Origin of the sequence: Methylobacterium oryzihabitans, from assembly GCF_004004555.2 — a bacterium.
Lineage (GTDB): Bacteria > Pseudomonadota > Alphaproteobacteria > Rhizobiales > Beijerinckiaceae > Methylobacterium > Methylobacterium oryzihabitans.
On the sequence record NZ_SACP01000004.1, the window covers coordinates 22,730 to 38,404 of the forward strand.

The 15,675-nt window shown below is 69.0% G+C and carries 27 protein-coding genes; all 27 read right to left on the reverse strand.

Features of this window, described 5'->3' with window-relative positions; all coding sequences use genetic code 11:
* Positions 1 to 91: 91 nt before the first annotated feature.
* The gene (gene rplQ / locus EOE48_RS05525) at positions 92 to 514 is read right to left on the reverse strand and encodes a 50S ribosomal protein L17 (RefSeq protein ID WP_127727796.1); all 423 of its coding nucleotides are present in this window, start codon (positions 512 to 514) and stop codon (positions 92 to 94) included.
* A 179-nt stretch (positions 515 to 693) separates the two neighbouring features.
* Complete coding sequence (locus tag EOE48_RS05530) at positions 694 to 1,731, reverse strand: DNA-directed RNA polymerase subunit alpha (protein ID WP_425463625.1); 1,038 nt, start codon at positions 1,729 to 1,731, stop codon at positions 694 to 696.
* An 87-nt stretch (positions 1,732 to 1,818) separates the two neighbouring features.
* A complete protein-coding gene (locus tag EOE48_RS05535; protein WP_342791816.1) occupies positions 1,819 to 2,457 on the reverse strand; it encodes an MBL fold metallo-hydrolase in 639 nt (212 codons plus the stop codon).
* 302 nt (positions 2,458 to 2,759) lie between these two features.
* On the reverse strand, positions 2,760 to 3,149 hold the full coding sequence (rpsK, locus tag EOE48_RS05540) for a 30S ribosomal protein S11 (protein ID WP_127727798.1): 390 nt from the start codon (positions 3,147 to 3,149) through the stop codon (positions 2,760 to 2,762).
* Positions 3,150 to 3,267: 118 nt separating this feature from the next.
* Positions 3,268 to 3,636, reverse strand: coding sequence for a 30S ribosomal protein S13 (gene rpsM / locus EOE48_RS05545; protein WP_127727799.1), 369 nt, complete (start codon positions 3,634 to 3,636; stop codon positions 3,268 to 3,270).
* 212 nt (positions 3,637 to 3,848) lie between these two features.
* Entirely contained in the window at positions 3,849 to 4,451 is a 603-nt protein-coding gene (locus tag EOE48_RS05550) for an adenylate kinase (protein ID WP_127727800.1), read from the reverse strand.
* A 134-nt stretch (positions 4,452 to 4,585) separates the two neighbouring features.
* Entirely contained in the window at positions 4,586 to 5,923 is a 1,338-nt protein-coding gene (secY, locus tag EOE48_RS05555; protein ID WP_127727801.1) for a preprotein translocase subunit SecY, read from the reverse strand.
* A gap of 128 nt (positions 5,924 to 6,051) precedes the next feature.
* Complete coding sequence (rplO, locus tag EOE48_RS05560; RefSeq protein ID WP_127727802.1) at positions 6,052 to 6,540, reverse strand: 50S ribosomal protein L15; 489 nt, start codon at positions 6,538 to 6,540, stop codon at positions 6,052 to 6,054.
* A 10-nt stretch (positions 6,541 to 6,550) separates the two neighbouring features.
* The gene (gene rpmD / locus EOE48_RS05565) at positions 6,551 to 6,742 is read right to left on the reverse strand and encodes a 50S ribosomal protein L30 (protein ID WP_127727803.1); all 192 of its coding nucleotides are present in this window, start codon (positions 6,740 to 6,742) and stop codon (positions 6,551 to 6,553) included.
* Positions 6,743 to 6,755: 13 nt separating this feature from the next.
* Positions 6,756 to 7,331 carry a 30S ribosomal protein S5 gene (gene rpsE / locus EOE48_RS05570; RefSeq protein WP_127727804.1) on the reverse strand — a complete coding sequence of 192 codons (576 nt, stop codon included), beginning with the start codon at positions 7,329 to 7,331 and terminating at the stop codon, positions 6,756 to 6,758.
* A gap of 97 nt (positions 7,332 to 7,428) precedes the next feature.
* Positions 7,429 to 7,791, reverse strand: a complete 363-nt coding sequence (gene rplR / locus EOE48_RS05575) for a 50S ribosomal protein L18 (protein WP_127727805.1) — start codon at positions 7,789 to 7,791, stop codon at positions 7,429 to 7,431.
* A 9-nt stretch (positions 7,792 to 7,800) separates the two neighbouring features.
* Positions 7,801 to 8,334 carry a 50S ribosomal protein L6 gene (gene rplF, locus EOE48_RS05580; protein ID WP_127727806.1) on the reverse strand — a complete coding sequence of 178 codons (534 nt, stop codon included), beginning with the start codon at positions 8,332 to 8,334 and terminating at the stop codon, positions 7,801 to 7,803.
* A gap of 34 nt (positions 8,335 to 8,368) precedes the next feature.
* A complete protein-coding gene (rpsH, locus tag EOE48_RS05585) occupies positions 8,369 to 8,764 on the reverse strand; it encodes a 30S ribosomal protein S8 (protein WP_127727807.1) in 396 nt (131 codons plus the stop codon).
* A 15-nt stretch (positions 8,765 to 8,779) separates the two neighbouring features.
* Entirely contained in the window at positions 8,780 to 9,085 is a 306-nt protein-coding gene (gene rpsN, locus EOE48_RS05590; RefSeq protein WP_127727808.1) for a 30S ribosomal protein S14, read from the reverse strand.
* A 44-nt stretch (positions 9,086 to 9,129) separates the two neighbouring features.
* Positions 9,130 to 9,696, reverse strand: a complete 567-nt coding sequence (rplE, locus tag EOE48_RS05595; RefSeq protein ID WP_127727809.1) for a 50S ribosomal protein L5 — start codon at positions 9,694 to 9,696, stop codon at positions 9,130 to 9,132.
* Positions 9,689 to 10,006: a 50S ribosomal protein L24 gene (gene rplX / locus EOE48_RS05600; RefSeq protein WP_127727810.1), complete on the reverse strand. Its 318-nt coding sequence runs from the start codon at positions 10,004 to 10,006 to the stop codon at positions 9,689 to 9,691. The genes rplE and rplX overlap by 8 nt, the downstream gene beginning before the upstream one ends.
* Entirely contained in the window at positions 10,006 to 10,374 is a 369-nt protein-coding gene (gene rplN, locus EOE48_RS05605) for a 50S ribosomal protein L14 (protein ID WP_012330332.1), read from the reverse strand. Before rplN ends, rplX begins: the two co-directional genes overlap by 1 nt.
* Positions 10,375 to 10,782: 408 nt before the next feature.
* On the reverse strand, positions 10,783 to 11,028 hold the full coding sequence (gene rpsQ / locus EOE48_RS05610) for a 30S ribosomal protein S17 (RefSeq protein WP_127727811.1): 246 nt from the start codon (positions 11,026 to 11,028) through the stop codon (positions 10,783 to 10,785).
* Between the two features lie 13 nt (positions 11,029 to 11,041).
* On the reverse strand, positions 11,042 to 11,251 hold the full coding sequence (rpmC, locus tag EOE48_RS05615) for a 50S ribosomal protein L29 (protein ID WP_127727812.1): 210 nt from the start codon (positions 11,249 to 11,251) through the stop codon (positions 11,042 to 11,044).
* Positions 11,252 to 11,263: 12 nt separating this feature from the next.
* Positions 11,264 to 11,677: a 50S ribosomal protein L16 gene (gene rplP, locus EOE48_RS05620; protein ID WP_127727813.1), complete on the reverse strand. Its 414-nt coding sequence runs from the start codon at positions 11,675 to 11,677 to the stop codon at positions 11,264 to 11,266.
* Between the two features lie 33 nt (positions 11,678 to 11,710).
* Positions 11,711 to 12,463, reverse strand: coding sequence for a 30S ribosomal protein S3 (gene rpsC, locus EOE48_RS05625; RefSeq protein ID WP_127727814.1), 753 nt, complete (start codon positions 12,461 to 12,463; stop codon positions 11,711 to 11,713).
* A gap of 10 nt (positions 12,464 to 12,473) precedes the next feature.
* Positions 12,474 to 12,857, reverse strand: a complete 384-nt coding sequence (gene rplV, locus EOE48_RS05630) for a 50S ribosomal protein L22 (protein WP_127727815.1) — start codon at positions 12,855 to 12,857, stop codon at positions 12,474 to 12,476.
* 1 nt (position 12,858) lies between these two features.
* Entirely contained in the window at positions 12,859 to 13,137 is a 279-nt protein-coding gene (gene rpsS / locus EOE48_RS05635; protein WP_127727816.1) for a 30S ribosomal protein S19, read from the reverse strand.
* Positions 13,138 to 13,149: 12 nt separating this feature from the next.
* Entirely contained in the window at positions 13,150 to 13,986 is an 837-nt protein-coding gene (rplB, locus tag EOE48_RS05640; RefSeq protein WP_127727817.1) for a 50S ribosomal protein L2, read from the reverse strand.
* A gap of 26 nt (positions 13,987 to 14,012) precedes the next feature.
* Entirely contained in the window at positions 14,013 to 14,309 is a 297-nt protein-coding gene (locus tag EOE48_RS05645) for a 50S ribosomal protein L23 (RefSeq protein ID WP_127727818.1), read from the reverse strand.
* Positions 14,306 to 14,926, reverse strand: coding sequence for a 50S ribosomal protein L4 (gene rplD / locus EOE48_RS05650; RefSeq protein ID WP_127727819.1), 621 nt, complete (start codon positions 14,924 to 14,926; stop codon positions 14,306 to 14,308). Before rplD ends, EOE48_RS05645 begins: the two co-directional genes overlap by 4 nt.
* The gene (gene rplC / locus EOE48_RS05655) at positions 14,926 to 15,645 is read right to left on the reverse strand and encodes a 50S ribosomal protein L3 (protein ID WP_127727820.1); all 720 of its coding nucleotides are present in this window, start codon (positions 15,643 to 15,645) and stop codon (positions 14,926 to 14,928) included. Before rplC ends, rplD begins: the two co-directional genes overlap by 1 nt.
* Positions 15,646 to 15,675 lie beyond the last annotated feature (30 nt).

A 15,675-nucleotide genomic window follows, 5' to 3' on the forward strand; every position in this document is an offset into this window, starting at 1 on the left:
GCTCCCGCCGGCCCGGCCGGTCCAGCCTCTGGACACAAAAAAGGCGGCCCGCCGGGCCGCCTCGATCTGACGCGAAAGGCTCGCGGGAGGCTTACGCCTCGGCGCCCTCGGCCTCGACGGCCTGCGACGGACCGGAATCCTTGCCGCGGGCCTCGACGTCGCGCTCGACGAACTCGATCACCGCCATCGGGGCGTTGTCGCCGTAACGGAAGCCGGCCTTCATGATCCGGCAATAGCCGCCCGAGCGGCCCTGGTAGCGGGGCCCGAGCACGTCGAACAGCTTGCGGACCATGGCCTCGTCGCGGATCTGGGCGATCGCCTGACGGCGGGCGTGCAGGTCGCCGCGCTTGCCGAGGGTGATGAGCTTCTCGACCACCGGACGCAGGTCCTTCGCCTTCGGCAGGGTGGTGACGATCTGCTCGTGCTTGATGAGCGCCGCCGACATGTTGGCGAACATCGCCTTGCGGTGCTCGTGGGTGCGGTTGAAGCGGCGGCCGCGAAAACCGTGACGCATGGCGGACTCCTTTGATTCTCGGCCGCCGTGCCACGGGTCGGCCGTCGTTCTGGGATTCTTTGGGATGCGAGAGGCGGCGGGGCGTTCACCCTGTCCGCCTCTCCCGATCCGCCCGAGGCGGGCGGATCGGGAGAGGCGACGACCGGGGGAGAGGCAAGGCCCCTCCCCCGGTCCGCGGCTCAGTAATGCTCTTCGAAGCGCTTGGCGAGATCCTCGATGTTCTCCGGCGGCCAGCCGGGAACGTCCATGCCGAGGTGCAGGCCCATGGCGGCGAGCACTTCCTTGATCTCGTTGAGCGACTTGCGGCCGAAATTCGGCGTGCGCAGCATCTCGGCTTCGGTCTTCTGGATCAGGTCGCCGATATAGACGATGTTGTCGTTCTTCAGGCAGTTCGCCGAGCGGACCGACAGTTCCAGCTCGTCGACCTTCTTGAGCAGGGCCGGGTTGAACGGGAGCTGCGGCGCGAGCGGGGTCGCCTCCTCCTTGCGCGGCTCCTCGAAGTTCACGAAGATCTGGAGCTGGTCCTGGATGATGCGGGCCGCGTAGGCGAGCGCGTCCTCCGGCGAGACCGCGCCGTTGGTCTCGACCGTCATCGTCAGCTTGTCCTTGTCGAGATCCTGGCCCTCGCGGGTGTTCTCGATGCGGTAGGACACCTTGGTGACCGGCGAGAACAGGGCGTCGACCGGGATGAGGCCGATCGGCGCGTCCTCGGGGCGGTTGCGCTCGGCCGGAACGTAGCCCTTGCCGGTGGCGACCGTGAACTCCATGCGGATCTCGGCGCCCTCGTCGAGGGTGCAGAGCACGAGGTCCGGGTTGAGGATCTGCACGTCGCCGACCGCGGCGATGTCGCCGGCGGTGACGAGGCCGGGGCCGGTCTTGCGCAGGGTCATGCGCTTGGGCGTGTCGCTCGACGAGCGGATCGCGACGGTCTTGATGTTGAGGATGATGTCGGTGACGTCCTCGCGCACGCCCGGGATCGACGAGAACTCGTGCAGCACGCCGTCGATGTGGACCGAGGTCACCGCCGCGCCCTGGAGCGAGGACAGCAGCACCCGGCGCAGGGCATTGCCGAGGGTGGTGCCGAAGCCGCGCTCCAGCGGCTCGGCGACCACGGTGGCGATCCGCTTCGGGTCGTGCCCGGGGGTGACGTCGAGCTTGTTCGGCTTGATCAGCTCTTGCCAGTTCTTCTGAATGACCACGTTCACACCTCTCGCCAATCGTTGCGGGAGCGACCCGGGCGCCGCCCCCGCCGGCCGCCCGGGGGCGGCCTCAGTCCTGATCTCTGTCGGGCGGAGCCGGGGCGGTCAGGACGCCGCGCTCCAGGGCTCCGGGACCCAGGCGAAGCCGGCGCCGTCGCGTCGGACATGGCCCAGGGCGGGAAACTCGAGATGCATCCCGGCGACGAGGCTGCGCTCGGCGGCGACCCGGTCGAGGATGCGCCGGCGGGTGGCACGGGCCATCTCGCCGTCGATGTCGAACACCATCCCGGCCTCGGGCCGGGGAAACTGCACCGCCGGCAGGTGGACCACGTCGCCCCAGATCAGGAGCGAGCGGCCGCCGGAGAACACCTGGAACGCGGTGTGGCCCGGCGTGTGGCCGGGGGCCGAAATCGCCTCGATCCCGGGCGCGACCTCGCCCTCGCCGGCGAACCGAACCCGGTCGCCGTAGGACGCCGCCAGCGCCTTCGCCGCCTGGAAGCCGCGCCGGCGCCCCTCGGGAGCGCGCGCGGCCTCGGCCTCCGACAGCCAGTACGCCGCTTCGGCCTCGGGCAGGACGAGTTCGGCGTTCGGGAACCGGATCGCGCCGTCGGGCCCGGTCAGCCCGCCGGTATGGTCCGAATGCATGTGGCTGACGAGAACGGTGCCGATCGCCTCCGGCGCCACGCCGCAGGCGGCGAGTGCCGCCGGAAGGTGACCGAGCGTGTCGGGGCCGCCCTGCCCCATCCCGGCATCGGATCAGCACGGGTGCGGAGCCGCCGAGGACGAGGAAAGCGTTGACCGAGATCCGCGGCACCGCCGGATCGCGGAATCCCGCCTCCTGCAGGCGCGCGACCTCGTCGGCGTCGAGCCCGGTGACCAGCCCGGGCGCGCCAGCGAGGTAGCCGTCGTTGAGGGCGACCACAACGCGATCGCCCAGCGTCCAGGGAAGGACGCCGGGGCGGACGGTCTCGGCACTCGGAACGGTCGACACGTCGGTCCTGTTCTCGCAAGGAGGGCCGGGCGGCGTTCGCCCCCGGCCCGGACGATCAGACGCGGCGGCGCTTGCGCGGCCGGCAGCCGTTGTGCGGGATCGGCGTCACGTCGCGGATCGAGGTCACGGTGAAGCCGGCGGCCTGAAGCGCGCGCAGGGCCGATTCGCGGCCCGAGCCGGGGCCGGACACTTCGACCTCGAGGGTGCGCATGCCGTGCTCGGCGGCCTTGCGGCCCGCATCCTCGGCCGCGACCTGGGCGGCGTAGGGGGTGGACTTGCGCGAGCCCTTGAAGCCCATAGCGCCGGCCGACGACCACGAGATCGTGTTGCCCTGCGCGTCCGTGATGGTGATCATCGTGTTGTTGAACGAGGCGTTCACGTGGGCGACGCCCGACACGATGTTCTTGCGCTCGCGGCGGCGGACGCGTGTGGTTTCCTTGGCCATCTTGTCTTCCAGATCCTTCAGACGCGCCCGTCGTGCCAGGCGCTCGGGATTTCAAACCGTCCCCCCGACGGCACCGTGCCGCCGGGATCTCATGGCGACCCTGACGGGTCGCGCGGCCTTACTTCTTCTTGCCGGCGATCGGCTTGGCCTTGCCCTTGCGGGTGCGGGCGTTGGTGTGGGTGCGCTGGCCGCGGACCGGCAGGCCGCGGCGGTGACGCAGGCCCCGGTAGCAGCCGAGATCCATCAGCCGCTTGATGTTCATCGCGACTTCGCGGCGCAGATCGCCCTCGACGATGTAGTCGCGGTCGATGGCCTCGCGGATCTGGAGCACCTCGGCGTCGGTGAGCTGGTTCACCCGGCGCTCGGCGGGGATGCCGACCTTCTCGGTGATCTCGCCGGCCTTCTTGGGGCCGATGCCGTGGATGTACTGCAGCGCGATCACGACGCGCTTGTTGGTCGGAATGTTGACGCCGGCGATACGGGCCATGGTGCTCTCCATCGCGTCCCGGGCTTCGGCCGCGGAACCGAGTGTCTCGTGCGAACGCGCGTCCGGTGGAGTTCCGGCCCCTGCGCGCCGTCCAGACGGCAAATCGGTCCGGAACGGCCCGAAGGGGGCGCGCCGGACCGTCCGTGTCTGAACGAAGGTGTGCCTGCTAGCGCGGACCGGGCAGCCTGTCAACCACACGACCCGTGCGGCGTTCAGGCCGAGACCGGCTGGCGGATCGGCTGCAGCACGCCGTCGAGCTGGCGCGTCACCTCCTCGATCGGCGCCATGCCGTCGACCGGGCGGAGCAGACCGGTGCCGGCATAGTACTCGGAGAGCGGCGCGGTCTGGGTGCGGTAGGCGTCGAGACGGGTCTTGAACACCTCCGGCGTGTCGTCCTTGCGCACCGGCTCGCCGCGGGCGGCGGTCTCAGCGGCGCGCTTGGCGATGCGCCCGACGAGGGCGTCCTCGTCGACCTTGAACTCGATCACCGCGTCGATGCCGAGGCCCTTCTGCTTCAGCATGGTGTCGAGCGCCGCGGCCTGGGCCACGGTGCGCGGGAAGCCGTCGAGGATGAAGCCGGGGCGGGCGTCGGCCTCCTCGATCCGATCGGCGACGATGCCGACCACGACCGAGTCGGGCACCAGCGCGCCGCTCTCCATCAGGCTCTTGGCCTGAAGACCGACCGGCGTGCCGGCCGCGACGGCGGCCCGGAGCATGTCTCCGGTCGAGAGCTGCGGGATGCCGTAGCGCTCGACGATCCGTGCCGACTGGGTGCCCTTCCCGGCTCCCGGCGGGCCGAGGAGAATGATCCGCATAACCTGTCTCTCCCTCCAGACCCGGCGGCGGCGACGGATCCGCCCGGGCCGTGTCCTGTTCCGGAGCCGCGCCACGGGCCGCCCCGATCGTCGCGGCGCGGTCCCACGAGCCGGGACCGCGTCGCGCAGCCACCTTAGCGCCTGCGGGCGCCGCGGAGCTTGGCCTTCTTGACGAGACCTTCGTATTGGTGCGCCAGCAGATGGCCGTGCACCTGGGCCACCGTGTCCATGGTGACGGACACCACGATCAGCAGCGATGTGCCGCCAAAATAGAAGGGAAGCGAGGCGTAGGAAACCAGGATCTCGGGGATGAGGCAGATCAGGGTGAGGTAGGCCGCGCCGATGACGGTGATCCGGCTCAGGACCTTGTCGATGAACTCGGCCGTGCGCTCGCCGGGGCGGATGCCCGGGATGAAGCCGCCGTGCTTCTTCAGGTTCTCGGCCGTCTCCTGCGGGTTGAACACCACCGCGGTGTAGAAGAAGGCGAAGAACACGATCAGCGCCGCATACAGGAACATGTAGGCGGGCCGGCCATGGCCGAGATAGGTCGCGAGGGTCGCGATGATGCCGGTGCCGTTCGGATCGGTCTGGAAGCTCGCGGCGGTGGCCGGCAGCAGCAGCAGCGACGAGGCGAAGATCGGCGGGATGACGCCGGAGGTGTTGAGCTTGAGCGGCAGGAACGAAGTCTGGCCCTCGTACATCTTGTTGCCGACCTGGCGCTTGGGATAGTTGATCAGCAGCCGGCGCTGCGCGCGCTCCATGAACACGATGAAGTAGACGACCGCCGCCGCCATCACCACGACGCCGAGGATGACCACGGTCGAGAGCGCGCCCTGGCGGCCGAGCTCGAGCGTGCCGGCGATGGCCGAGGGCAGGTGGGCGACGATGCCGGCGAAGATGATGAGCGACGAGCCGTTGCCGATGCCGCGCGAGGTGATCTGCTCGCCGATCCACATCAGGAACAGGGTGCCACCGGTCAGCGTGATGACGGTCGACACGACGAAGAACGGCCCGGGATCCTGGACGATGCCGCCGCTGGTCTGCAGCCCGACCGCGATGCCCCAGGCCTGGAAGATCGCCAGCACCACCGTGAGGTAGCGGGTGTACTGGTTGAGCACCTTGCGGCCCGACTCGCCCTCCTTCTTCAGGGCTTCGAGCGACGGCAGCACCGAGGTGAGGAGCTGCACGATGATCGAGGCCGAGATGTAGGGCATGATGTTGAGGGCGAAGATCGCCATGCGCTCGACGGCGCCGCCCGAGAACATGTTGAACAGGCCGAGCACGCCCCCTTGAGCGTTGGCGAAGCTCTGGCGCAGCGCGTCGGGGTCGATGCCGGGCAGCGGGATGTAGGTCCCGAGCCGGTAGACGATGAGCGCCCCGAGGGTGAACCAGATGCGCTTCTTGAGCTCGTCCGCCTTGGCGATGGCGCCGAAGTTGAGGTTGGCGGCGAGCTGCTCGGCTGCAGAGGCCATGAACGGTGTCCTTGACGGGCGGGACTGCGAAGGTCGGGCTTCGGCGTCGGTCACGCCTGGAAACGAGGACGGCGGCCACGCGCTGCTCGCACGGGCCGCCGCCGATGACCAGTGACTTAAAGTCTGACTTACGCCGACGCAACCGCGTCGTCGGCGGCGGCCAGCGACTGGGTCACCGAGCCGCCGGCCTTCTCGATCGCGGCGACGGCGGACTTGGACGCGCGGGCGACCTCGAAGGTCAGCTTCGCGGTCAGCTCGCCGACGCCGAGGATCTTCACGCCGTCGCGGACCCGGGCGACCACGCCGGCGGCGTGGAGCGCCTCGACGGTGACCGGGGCCGAGGCGTCGAGCCGGCCGGCATCGACCGCCTGCTGGATGCGCCCGACATTGACCTCGTTGAGGTCGGTCGCGCCGGGGTTGTTGAAGCCGCGCTTCGGCAGGCGACGATGCAGCGGCATCTGACCGCCCTCGAAGCCCTTGATGGCGACGCCGCTGCGGGCCTTCTGGCCCTTCACGCCGCGCCCGGCGGTCTTGCCCTTGCCCGACCCGATGCCCCGTCCGACGCGCATCCGGTTCTTGGTCGCGCCGTCGTTGTCGCGGATTTCGTTGAGTTTCATGACGCCCTCCTCACGCCGCGTCGTCGAGGACGCGCACGAGGTGATGCACCTTCGCGATCATGCCGCGCACCGTCGGGGTATCCGGCAGGGTGGCGACGCGATGCAGCTTGTTCAGCTTGAGCCCGACGAGGGTCTCGCGCTGGCTGTGCTCACGGCGGATCGGCGAACCGGTCTGCTGCACGCGCAGGGTCTTCTCGGCCATCGGTCAGCCTCCCTCACGCCGCGTCGGCGGATTCGGCGCCCGGCTCGGCATCGCGGCGACGGGCCTGGAGGGCCGACACCTTGAGACCGCGCCGCGCGGCGACCGCACGGGGGGAATCCTCGTTCTTGAGGGCGTCGAAGGTCGCCCGCACGAGGTTGTAGGGGTTGGACGAGCCGAGCGACTTCGCCACGACGTCCTGCATGCCGAGCGTCTCGAACACGGCGCGCATCGGGCCGCCCGCGATGATGCCGGTACCGGCCGGCGCCGCGCGCAGGATGACCTTGCCGGCACCGTGGCGGCCGTTGACGTCGTGGTGCAGGGTCCGGCCCTCGCGCAGCGCGACGCGGATCAGGCCGCGCTTGGCGGATTCCGTCGCCTTGCGGATCGCCTCGGGCACCTCGCGGGCCTTGCCGTGGCCGAAGCCGACGCGGCCCTTCTGGTCGCCGACGACGACCAGGGCGGCGAAGCCGAAGCGCCGGCCGCCCTTCACCACCTTGGCGACGCGGTTGATGTGGACGAGCTTGTCCACGAACTCGCTGTCGCGCTCCTCGCGGTCGTCGCGGCGACGACCCTCACGTTCGCGTGCCATTCGTGTATCCGTTCACTGACGCGGGCGGCGGTCCCGCTCGCATGATTGCTGTGTCCGCCGGGGCGGAGGCGGTCGCCGGGGCGTCCGCGTCCGAGGATCAGAAGTCGAGGCCGCCCTCGCGGGCCGCGTCGGCGAGCGCCTTGACGCGACCGTGGAACAGGTAGCCCGAGCGGTCGAAGATGACCTGGGTGACGCCGGCCTGCACGGCGCGCTCGGCGACGAGCTTGCCGACCTCGACCGCCGCCGCCTTGTCGGCGCCGGTCTTGAGGCGCGAACGCAGGTCCTTCTCCAGGGTCGACGCGGCGGCCAGGGTCCGGCCGGTGGCGTCGTCGATGACCTGGACGTAGATCTGCTTCGAGGAGCGGAACACGGACAGGCGCGGACGGCCGTTCGCCGCCGCCCGGATCGCCCGACGCACGCGCGCGCGGCGCTTGTCGAGCATTTCGAGTTTGCGAGACATCGTCGGCCCTTACTTCTTCTTGCCTTCCTTGCGGAAGATGAACTCGCCGGCGTACTTCACGCCCTTACCCTTGTAGGGCTCGGGACCGCGGTAATCGCGGATCTCCGCCGCGACCTGGCCGACGCGCTGCTTGTCGATGCCGGCGACGATGATCTCGACCGGACGGGGGGTCGTGATCGTGATCCCGGCCGGGATCTCGTAGTCGACGTCGTGGCTGTAGCCGAGCGACAGCTTGAGCACCTTGCCGGCGACCGCCGCGCGGTAGCCGACGCCGTTGATCTCGAGCTTCTTTTCGTAGCCCTTGCTGACGCCCTCGATCAGGTTCGCGACCTGGGCGCGGGAGAGGCCCCACATCGAGCGGGCCTCCTTCGTCTGCGAGCGGGGCTGGACCGAGATGGCGCCGTTCTCGTGGCTCACCGACACCTGGTCGGGGACGCGGAACTGCAGCTCGCCCTTGGTACCCTTGACCTTCACGGTCTGACCGTCGACCGAGGCGGTGACGCCGGCCGGGACGGTCACGGGCTTCTTGCCTACGCGGGACATCTGTCTCTCCTGTTGGGGCTGTCGGTGCCGAAGGTCAGAAGACCTTGCAGAGCACCTCGCCGCCGACGTTGCGCTCGCGCGCCTCGTGGTCGGCCATGACGCCCATCGGAGTGGACACGATGGTGATGCCCAGGCCGTCGGCGACGCGCGGCAGGGTATCGACCGACGAATAGACCCGGCGGCCCGGCTTGGACACGCGCTCGATCGAGCGGATGACCGGCGCGCCGTCGTAGTACTTCAGCTCGATCGCGAACTCGGTGCGCCCGTTGCCGTAATCGGTCGTGGCGTAGTCGCGGATGTAGCCCTCGGACTTCAGCACGTCGAGGACGCGGGCGCGGAGCTTGGAGCCCGGCGTCTGCACCACGTTGCGGCGGCGCTGCTGACCGTTGCGGATGCGGGTGAGCATGTCGCCCACGGGATCGGTGATCATGGGTGCTGCCTCCCCTTACCAGCTGGACTTCACGAGACCGGGGATCAGGCCCCGGGACCCGAGATCCCGCAGGGCGACCCGCGAGATGCCGAGCTTGCGGTAGAACGCCCGCGGCCGGCCGGTCATCGCGCAGCGGTTGCGGATGCGGGTCGGGTTGGCGTTGCGCGGCAGCTCGGCCAGCTTGAGGCGCGCCTCGAAGCGCTCCTCCATCGGCAGCGACTCGTCGTTCGCCGTGGCGAGCAGCGCCTCGCGCTTGGGCGCGTAGAGCTTCACCAGCTCGCGACGCTGCTTGTCTCTCTCGATCTTGCTCTTCTTAGCCATCTTGGTCTGTTCTCCGGTGTCCGCGTCTGAGAGCCGTCAGGCCCTCACTGCCGGAACGGGAAGTTGAAGTGCTTCAGGAGCGCGCGGGCCTCGGCGTCGGTCTTGGCGGTGGTCGCCACGACGATGTCCATGCCCCAGGCGTTCTGCGCCTTGTCGTAGTTGATCTCCGGGAACACGAGGTGCTCCTTGAGACCGAGCGCGTAATTGCCGCGGCCGTCGAACGACTTCGGGTTCAGGCCGCGGAAGTCACGCACGCGCGGCAGCGCGATGGTGATGAGGCGGTCCATGAACTCGTACATCCGCTGCTTGCGCAGGGTGACCTTGCAGCCGATCGGCATGTTCTCACGGACCTTGAAGGTCGCGATCGCCTTGCGGGCGCGGGTGATGACCGGCTTCTGGCCGGTGATGAGGCCGAGGTCCTCGGCCGCCACGGTCGCCTTCTTCGAGTCCTGGGTCGACTCGCCGACGCCCATGTTGAGGACGATCTTCTCGATCGTCGGGACCTGCATCGGGTTGGTGTACCCGAACTCCTCGATCATCTTCGGCCGCACCACGTCCTCGTAGTGCTTCTTCAGCCGCGGCGTGTAGCCGTCCTTCAGCGCCTCAGCCATCGATCAGATCTCCCGAGCGCTTCGCGAAGCGAACCTTGCGCCCGTCTTCCAGAACACGAAAACCGACCCGGGTCGGCTGGCCGTCCTTGGGATCGGCGACCGCCAGGTTCGACAGGTGGATCGCCGCCTCCTTGGAGATGATCCCGCCCTCGCTCGTCTGGGTCTGGCGCTGGTGGCGCTTCACCAGGTTGACGCCGCGGACCAGGGCGCGGTCCTCCTTCGGCATGACCTGGATCACCTCGCCCGAGCGGCCCTTGTCGCGGCCGGCGAGCACGACGACCGTGTCGCCCTTCTTCACCTTCGCGGCCATCACAGCACCTCCGGGGCGAGCGAGATGATCTTCATGTGGTTGCGGGCGCGCAGCTCGCGCGGCACGGGCCCGAAGATGCGGGTGCCGATCGGCTCCTTCTGGTTGTTGATCAGCACGGCCGCGTTGCGGTCGAAGCGGATCACCGAACCGTCGGGGCGGCGGACGTCCTTGGCGGTGCGCACCACCACCGCCTTCATCACGTCGCCCTTCTTCACGCGGCCGCGCGGAATCGCCTCCTTCACCGACACCACGATGATGTCGCCGACGCCGGCATACTTGCGCTTGGAACCGCCGAGCACCTTGATGCACATCACGCGACGTGCGCCGGAATTGTCGGCGACGTCCAGATTCGTCTGCATCTGGATCACGGACTCACGCCCTTTCCTTGTTTCAGGCAGGTCTCCGCGAGGCACGATTGCCCGGCGGACGGCAGCCTGATGGGGATCTGATGTCCCCGTCCTGGGAGGCTCGCGCCCCCTTCCATCGAAGAGACCGCGCTGCGGCGCTTGAACGGCGCCGGCGCGGTCAACGCACGCGGATGACGGGCGTGTCCGCCCCTCATGTCTGTCGTGGAAGCCGGCCCTCTACCCTGATTCGGGCCGGCTGGCAAGCGTGGCGCGCGCCCTCCCCTTCCGGGTCGGGCCCCCGCGTCATACGGCTTCCGATCGATCGCTCGACGATCCCTCCGGGATCGCGTCGCGATGCGGAAACCGGCTTCGCTCAGGCGCCGCGCGGGCTGATGATACGATCGCGGGACTGATCGTCCCGCGATCGTATCACGCCTCGGCGGCGGCGCTCTCGACCAGCTTCCAGGTCTTGAGCTTCGAGAACGGCCGCGACTCCTCGATGAACACCGTCTGGCCGACCTTGGCCGCGTTGTTCTCGTCGTGGGCGTGGTAGTTCTTCGACCGGCGCACGGTCTTCTTCATCACCGGGTGGGTGAAGCGGCGCTCCACCTTCACCACGACGGTCTTGTCCTGCTTGTCGCTGACGACGACGCCCTGCAGCACGCGCTTCGGCATGGGTCCCTCTCCTTTATGCCGGCTGCAGCGTCTTGCGGCGCTGCAGCGTGCGGACGCGGGCGATGTCGCGACGGACCTCGCGCACGCGGGCGACGTTCTCGAGCTGACCCGTGGCCCGCTGGAAGCGCAGGTTGAACTGCTCCTTCTTCAGGTTCAGGAGCTCGTCGCTGAGCTGATCCGGCGTCATCGCGCTCAGGTCAGACAGCCTCTGGCTCGACTTCATGGCAGTCTCTCCTTAGTCCGCGATGCGCTGGATGAAGCGCGTGCGGACCGGCAGCTTGGCGGCGCCCAGGCGCAGCGCCTCGCGGGCGATGTCCTCGGCGACGCCGTCGATCTCGAACATGATCCGGCCCGGGTGAACCCGCGCCGCCCAGTACTCGGGCGCGCCCTTGCCGGAGCCCATGCGGACTTCGGTGGGCTTGGCCGAGACCGGCACGTCGGGGAAGATCCGGATCCAGACCCGGCCCTGGCGCTTCATCTCGCGGGTGATCGCGCGGCGGGCCGCCTCGATCTGGCGCGCGGTGATGCGCTCGGGCTCAACGGCCTTCAGGCCGTACTGTCCGAAGTTCAGGTCGGTTCCGCCCTTCGCGGTGCCGTGGATGCGGCCCTTGAACTGCTTGCGGAACTTGGTCTTCTTGGGTTGCAGCATGGCTGTCTCTCACACTCTGAGGGCGCGGAGCGCTCAGGCCGCGTCGCGTCCGCCGCGATCACCGCGGTCGCCACGCTCGCCGCCGCGCTCACGATCGCGACGCCCGCTCGAACGGCCGCCCTCCTCGTGGGCCCGCTTGTCCTGCGCCATCGGGTCGTGCTCGAGGATCTCGCCCTTGAACACCCACACCTTGATGCCGCAGGTGCCGTAGGTCGTGAACGCGGTCGCCGTGCCGTAATCGACGTCGGCGCGCAGCGTGTGCAGCGGAACCCGGCCCTCGCGGTACCATTCGAGGCGCGCGATCTCGGCGCCGCCGAGGCGGCCCGAGCAGTTGATGCGGATGCCCTCGGCACCCAGGCGCATCGCCGACTGCACGGCGCGCTTCATCGCGCGGCGGAAGGCGACGCGGCGCTCGAGCTGCTGGGCGATCGAGTCGGCCACCAGGGTAGCGTCGATCTCGGGCTTGCGCACCTCGACGATGTTGATCGTCACGTCGGCCTTGGTCATCCCGCCGACGAGCTTGCGCAGCTTCTCGATGTCCGCGCCCTTCTTGCCGATCACCACGCCCGGGCGGCCCGAGTGGATGGTGACGCGGCACTTCCGGTGCGGACGCTCGATGACGATCTTCGAGACCGCCGCCTGCTTGAGCTGCTTCATGAGGGCCTGGCGGATCGCCACGTCCTCGTGCATCAGCTTGGCGTATTCGCCTTTGTTGGCGTACCAGCGCGAGTCCCAGGTCCGGTTGATGCCGAGCCGGAGACCGATCGGATTGATCTTCTGTCCCATCAGGTCCTCCTCACGCCGCTTCGGCGGGGACTTCGCGCACCACGATGGTGAGGTTCGCGAAGGGCTTCAGGATGCGGGCGCCGCGGCCGCGGGCGCGGGCATGGAAGCGCTTCAGGACCAGCGCCTTGCCCACGTAGGCCTCCTTGACGACGAGATCGTCGACGTCGAGGTCGTGGTTGTTCTCGGCGTTGGCGATCGCGCTCTCGAGGCACTTCTTGACCTCGACCGAGATGCGCTTCTGCGAGAACTGCAGGTCGGCGAGCGCGGTCGCGACCTTCTTGCCCCGGATGAGCTGCGCGACGAGGTTGAGCTTCTGCGGGCTGACGCGCAGCATGCGCGCGACAGCCTTCGCCTCGTTGTCCGGGAGCGCGCGGGGTGCTGCTGCCTTGCCCATGTTAGCGCCTCTTCGACTTCTTGTCGGCCGCGTGACCGTGGAAGGTCCGGGTCGGCGAGAACTCGCCGAACTTGTGACCGACCATCTCCTCGGAGACGTAGACCGGGATGTGCTTCTGCCCGTTGTAGACCCCGAAGGTCAGGCCAACGAACTGCGGCAGGATCGTGGAGCGCCGGCTCCAGATCTTGATGACCTCGTTGCGGCTGGAGCCGCGCGCGGTCTCCGCCTTCTTGAGGAGGTAGCCGTCGATGAACGGCCCCTTCCAGATTGAGCGTGCCATGGCGTGAAGCTCTTACTTCTTGCGGGAGTGGCGGCTCGACACGATGAACGTGTCGGTGCGCTTGTTCGAGCGGGTCTTCTTGCCCTTGGTCGGGATGCCCCAGGGCGTGACCGGGTGACGGCCGCCCGAGGTGCGGCCCTCGCCACCACCGTGCGGGTGGTCGATCGGGTTCATCGCCACGCCGCGGTTGTGCGGACGCTTGCCGAGCCAGCGGTTGCGGCCGGCCTTGCCGAGCGAGATGTTCATGTGGTCGGGGTTCGAGACCGCGCCCACGGTGGCGAAGCACTGGCCGTGCACGAGGCGCTGCTCGCCCGAGTTCAGGCGCAGCGTCACGTAGCCCTGGTCGCGGCCGACGATCTGGGCGTAGTTGCCCGCGGACCGGGCGATCGCCCCGCCCTTGCCGATCTTCAGCTCGACGTTGTGCACGATGGTGCCCACCGGCATGTTGCCGATCGGCATCGCGTTGCCGGGCTTGATGTCGACCTGCTCGCCCGACACCACGCGGTCGCCGGCCTTCACGCGCTGCGGAGCCAGGATGTAGCTCTGCCCGCCGCCCTCGTAGGAGACGAGGGCGATGAAGGCGGTGCGGTTGGGATCGTACTCGATCCGCTCCACGGTGCCGACCTTGCCGGCGTGCTCGCGCCGCTTGAAGTCGACGTTGCGCAGCACGCGCTTGTGGCCGCCGCCGCGGAAGCGGACGGTGATCCGGCCGAGGTTGTTGCGGCCGCCGGTCGAGGTCTTGCCCTCGGTCAGCGCCTTGACCGGCTTGCCCTTGTAGAGTTCCGAACGGTCGACGATCACGAGCTGGCGAAGGCTCGGCGTGACCGGCTTGAATGTCTTCAAAGCCATTGGCTTGTTCCCTTACGCCGTTCCCCTCAGAGCCCGGTCGTGACGTCGATCGTCTGGCCCTCTTCGAGGGTGACGATCGCCTTCTTCACGTCCGAACGCTGGCCGCGCTGACCGCGGAAAATCTTCGACTTGCCCTTGGTGACGATCGTGTTGACGGCCTTCACCTTGACCTCGAACAGCTTCTCAACCGCTTCCTTGATCTGCGGCTTGGTCGCCTTGGGGGCGACGCGGAACACGACCTTGTCCTGCTCCGTGAGGTTGGTCGCCTTCTCGGTGATGACCGGGGAGACGATCACGTCGTAGTGGCGCGGATCAGCGCTCATTTGAATCGCGCCTCCAGCGCATCGACGGCCGCGCGCGTCAGGACGAGCTTCTCGCGCCGCAGGATGTCGTAGACGTTGATGCCCTGCACCGGCAGGACGTCGATATGGGGCAGGTTGCGGGCCGAACGGGCGAAGTTCTCGTCCACCTCGGCGCCGCCGATGATGAGGGCGTTCGACAGGCCGAGCTTGCCGAAGCGCTCCTTGAGCACCTTGGTCTTGCCCTCGTCGAGGCGCACGTCGTCGACGACGACCAGCGCCGAGCCCTTGGCCTTGGCCGACAGCGCGTGGCGCAGGGCCAGCGCCCGGACCTTCTTGGGCAGGTCGTGGGCGTGCGAGCGCGTCTGCGGGCCGTGGGCGCGGGCGCCGCCGCGGAACTGCGGCGCCGAGGCCGCGCCGTGGCGGGCGTTGCCGGTGCCCTTCTGCTTGTACAGCTTCTTGGTCGTGCGGGCGATCTCGCCGCGCTGCTTGGTCTGGTGGGTGCCAGCCTGGCGCTTGGCGAGCTGCCAGCGCACGCAGCGGTGCAGCAGGTCCGCGCGGGGCTCGAGGCCGAAGATGGCCTCGTCCAGCTCCAGCGAGCCGGCCTCGGCACCCTCGAGCGTGGTGATCTCGATCTTCATCACGCGGTCTCCTCGGTCGCGGGCGCCTCGGCAGCCGGAGCGCCGGTCTCGCGGAACTTGCCCGGCAGCGGCACGTCGGCGGGGAGCTTGCGCTTCACCGCGTCGCGGATTTGGATCCAGCCGCCGGCGACGCCCGGCACCGCGCCCTCGACCAGGATCAGGCCGCGCTCGGGATCGGTGCGCACGACGCGCAGGTTCTGGGTCGTGACCCGCTCGACGCCGAGATGGCCCGGCATCTTCTTGTTCTTGAAGGTCTTGCCCGGGTCCTGACGGCCGCCGGTCGAGCCGATCGACCGGTGCGAGACCGACACGCCGTGCGACGCGCGAAGGCCGCCGAAGTTCCAGCGCTTCATGCCGCCGGCGAAGCCTTTACCCGTGGTGGTGCCCGTCACGTCGACGAACTGCCCCGGGATGAAGTGGTCGGCGGTGATCTCGGCGCCGACCGGGATGAGGGCATCCTCGGTGACCCGGAACTCGGCGAGCTTCTTCTTCGGCTCGACCTTGGCGACGGCGAAGCGTCCGCGCTCGGCGGCCGAGACGTTCTTCACCTTGGCCTTGCCGACGCCGACCTGCAGCGCGACGTAGCCGTTCTTCTCGACCGTGCGGTGGGCGACCACCTGACACTGATCGACCTTGAGCACCGTGACCGGAACATGCTCGCCGGCGTCCGTGAAGACGCGGGTCATGCCGACCTTCTGTGCGATGAGTCCTGTGCGCATGGTTCTCCCCCGCGCGATCCATCCAAAGCC

Bases quoted from the DNA above. Each gene is read 5' to 3' on its own strand.
- rplQ (WP_127727796.1), bottom strand. From the start codon at position 514: ATGCGTCACGGTTTTCGCGGCCGCCGCTTCAACCGCACCCACGAGCAC.
- EOE48_RS05535 (WP_342791816.1), bottom strand. From the start codon at position 2,457: ATGGGGCAGGGCGGCCCCGACACGCTCGGTCACCTTCCGGCGGCACTC.
- rpsK (WP_127727798.1), bottom strand. From the start codon at position 3,149: ATGGCCAAGGAAACCACACGCGTCCGCCGCCGCGAGCGCAAGAACATC.
- rpsM (WP_127727799.1), bottom strand. From the start codon at position 3,636: ATGGCCCGTATCGCCGGCGTCAACATTCCGACCAACAAGCGCGTCGTG.
- EOE48_RS05550 (WP_127727800.1), bottom strand. From the start codon at position 4,451: ATGCGGATCATTCTCCTCGGCCCGCCGGGAGCCGGGAAGGGCACCCAG.
- secY (WP_127727801.1), bottom strand. From the start codon at position 5,923: ATGGCCTCTGCAGCCGAGCAGCTCGCCGCCAACCTCAACTTCGGCGCC.
- rplO (WP_127727802.1), bottom strand. From the start codon at position 6,540: ATGAAACTCAACGAAATCCGCGACAACGACGGCGCGACCAAGAACCGG.
- rpmD (WP_127727803.1), bottom strand. From the start codon at position 6,742: ATGGCCGAGAAGACCCTGCGCGTGCAGCAGACCGGTTCGCCGATCCGC.
- rpsE (WP_127727804.1), bottom strand. From the start codon at position 7,331: ATGGCACGCGAACGTGAGGGTCGTCGCCGCGACGACCGCGAGGAGCGC.
- rplR (WP_127727805.1), bottom strand. From the start codon at position 7,791: ATGTCTCGCAAACTCGAAATGCTCGACAAGCGCCGCGCGCGCGTGCGT.
- rplF (WP_127727806.1), bottom strand. From the start codon at position 8,334: ATGTCCCGCGTAGGCAAGAAGCCCGTGACCGTCCCGGCCGGCGTCACC.
- rpsH (WP_127727807.1), bottom strand. From the start codon at position 8,764: ATGATCACCGATCCCGTGGGCGACATGCTCACCCGCATCCGCAACGGT.
- rpsN (WP_127727808.1), bottom strand. From the start codon at position 9,085: ATGGCTAAGAAGAGCAAGATCGAGAGAGACAAGCAGCGTCGCGAGCTG.
- rplE (WP_127727809.1), bottom strand. From the start codon at position 9,696: ATGGCTGAGGCGCTGAAGGACGGCTACACGCCGCGGCTGAAGAAGCAC.
- rplX (WP_127727810.1), bottom strand. From the start codon at position 10,006: ATGGCCGCGAAGGTGAAGAAGGGCGACACGGTCGTCGTGCTCGCCGGC.
- rpsQ (WP_127727811.1), bottom strand. From the start codon at position 11,028: ATGCCGAAGCGCGTGCTGCAGGGCGTCGTCGTCAGCGACAAGCAGGAC.
- rpmC (WP_127727812.1), bottom strand. From the start codon at position 11,251: ATGAAGTCGAGCCAGAGGCTGTCTGACCTGAGCGCGATGACGCCGGAT.
- rplP (WP_127727813.1), bottom strand. From the start codon at position 11,677: ATGCTGCAACCCAAGAAGACCAAGTTCCGCAAGCAGTTCAAGGGCCGC.
- rpsC (WP_127727814.1), bottom strand. From the start codon at position 12,463: ATGGGACAGAAGATCAATCCGATCGGTCTCCGGCTCGGCATCAACCGG.
- rplV (WP_127727815.1), bottom strand. From the start codon at position 12,857: ATGGGCAAGGCAGCAGCACCCCGCGCGCTCCCGGACAACGAGGCGAAG.
- rpsS (WP_127727816.1), bottom strand. From the start codon at position 13,137: ATGGCACGCTCAATCTGGAAGGGGCCGTTCATCGACGGCTACCTCCTC.
- rplB (WP_127727817.1), bottom strand. From the start codon at position 13,986: ATGGCTTTGAAGACATTCAAGCCGGTCACGCCGAGCCTTCGCCAGCTC.
- EOE48_RS05645 (WP_127727818.1), bottom strand. From the start codon at position 14,309: ATGAGCGCTGATCCGCGCCACTACGACGTGATCGTCTCCCCGGTCATC.
- rplD (WP_127727819.1), bottom strand. From the start codon at position 14,926: ATGAAGATCGAGATCACCACGCTCGAGGGTGCCGAGGCCGGCTCGCTG.
- rplC (WP_127727820.1), bottom strand. From the start codon at position 15,645: ATGCGCACAGGACTCATCGCACAGAAGGTCGGCATGACCCGCGTCTTC.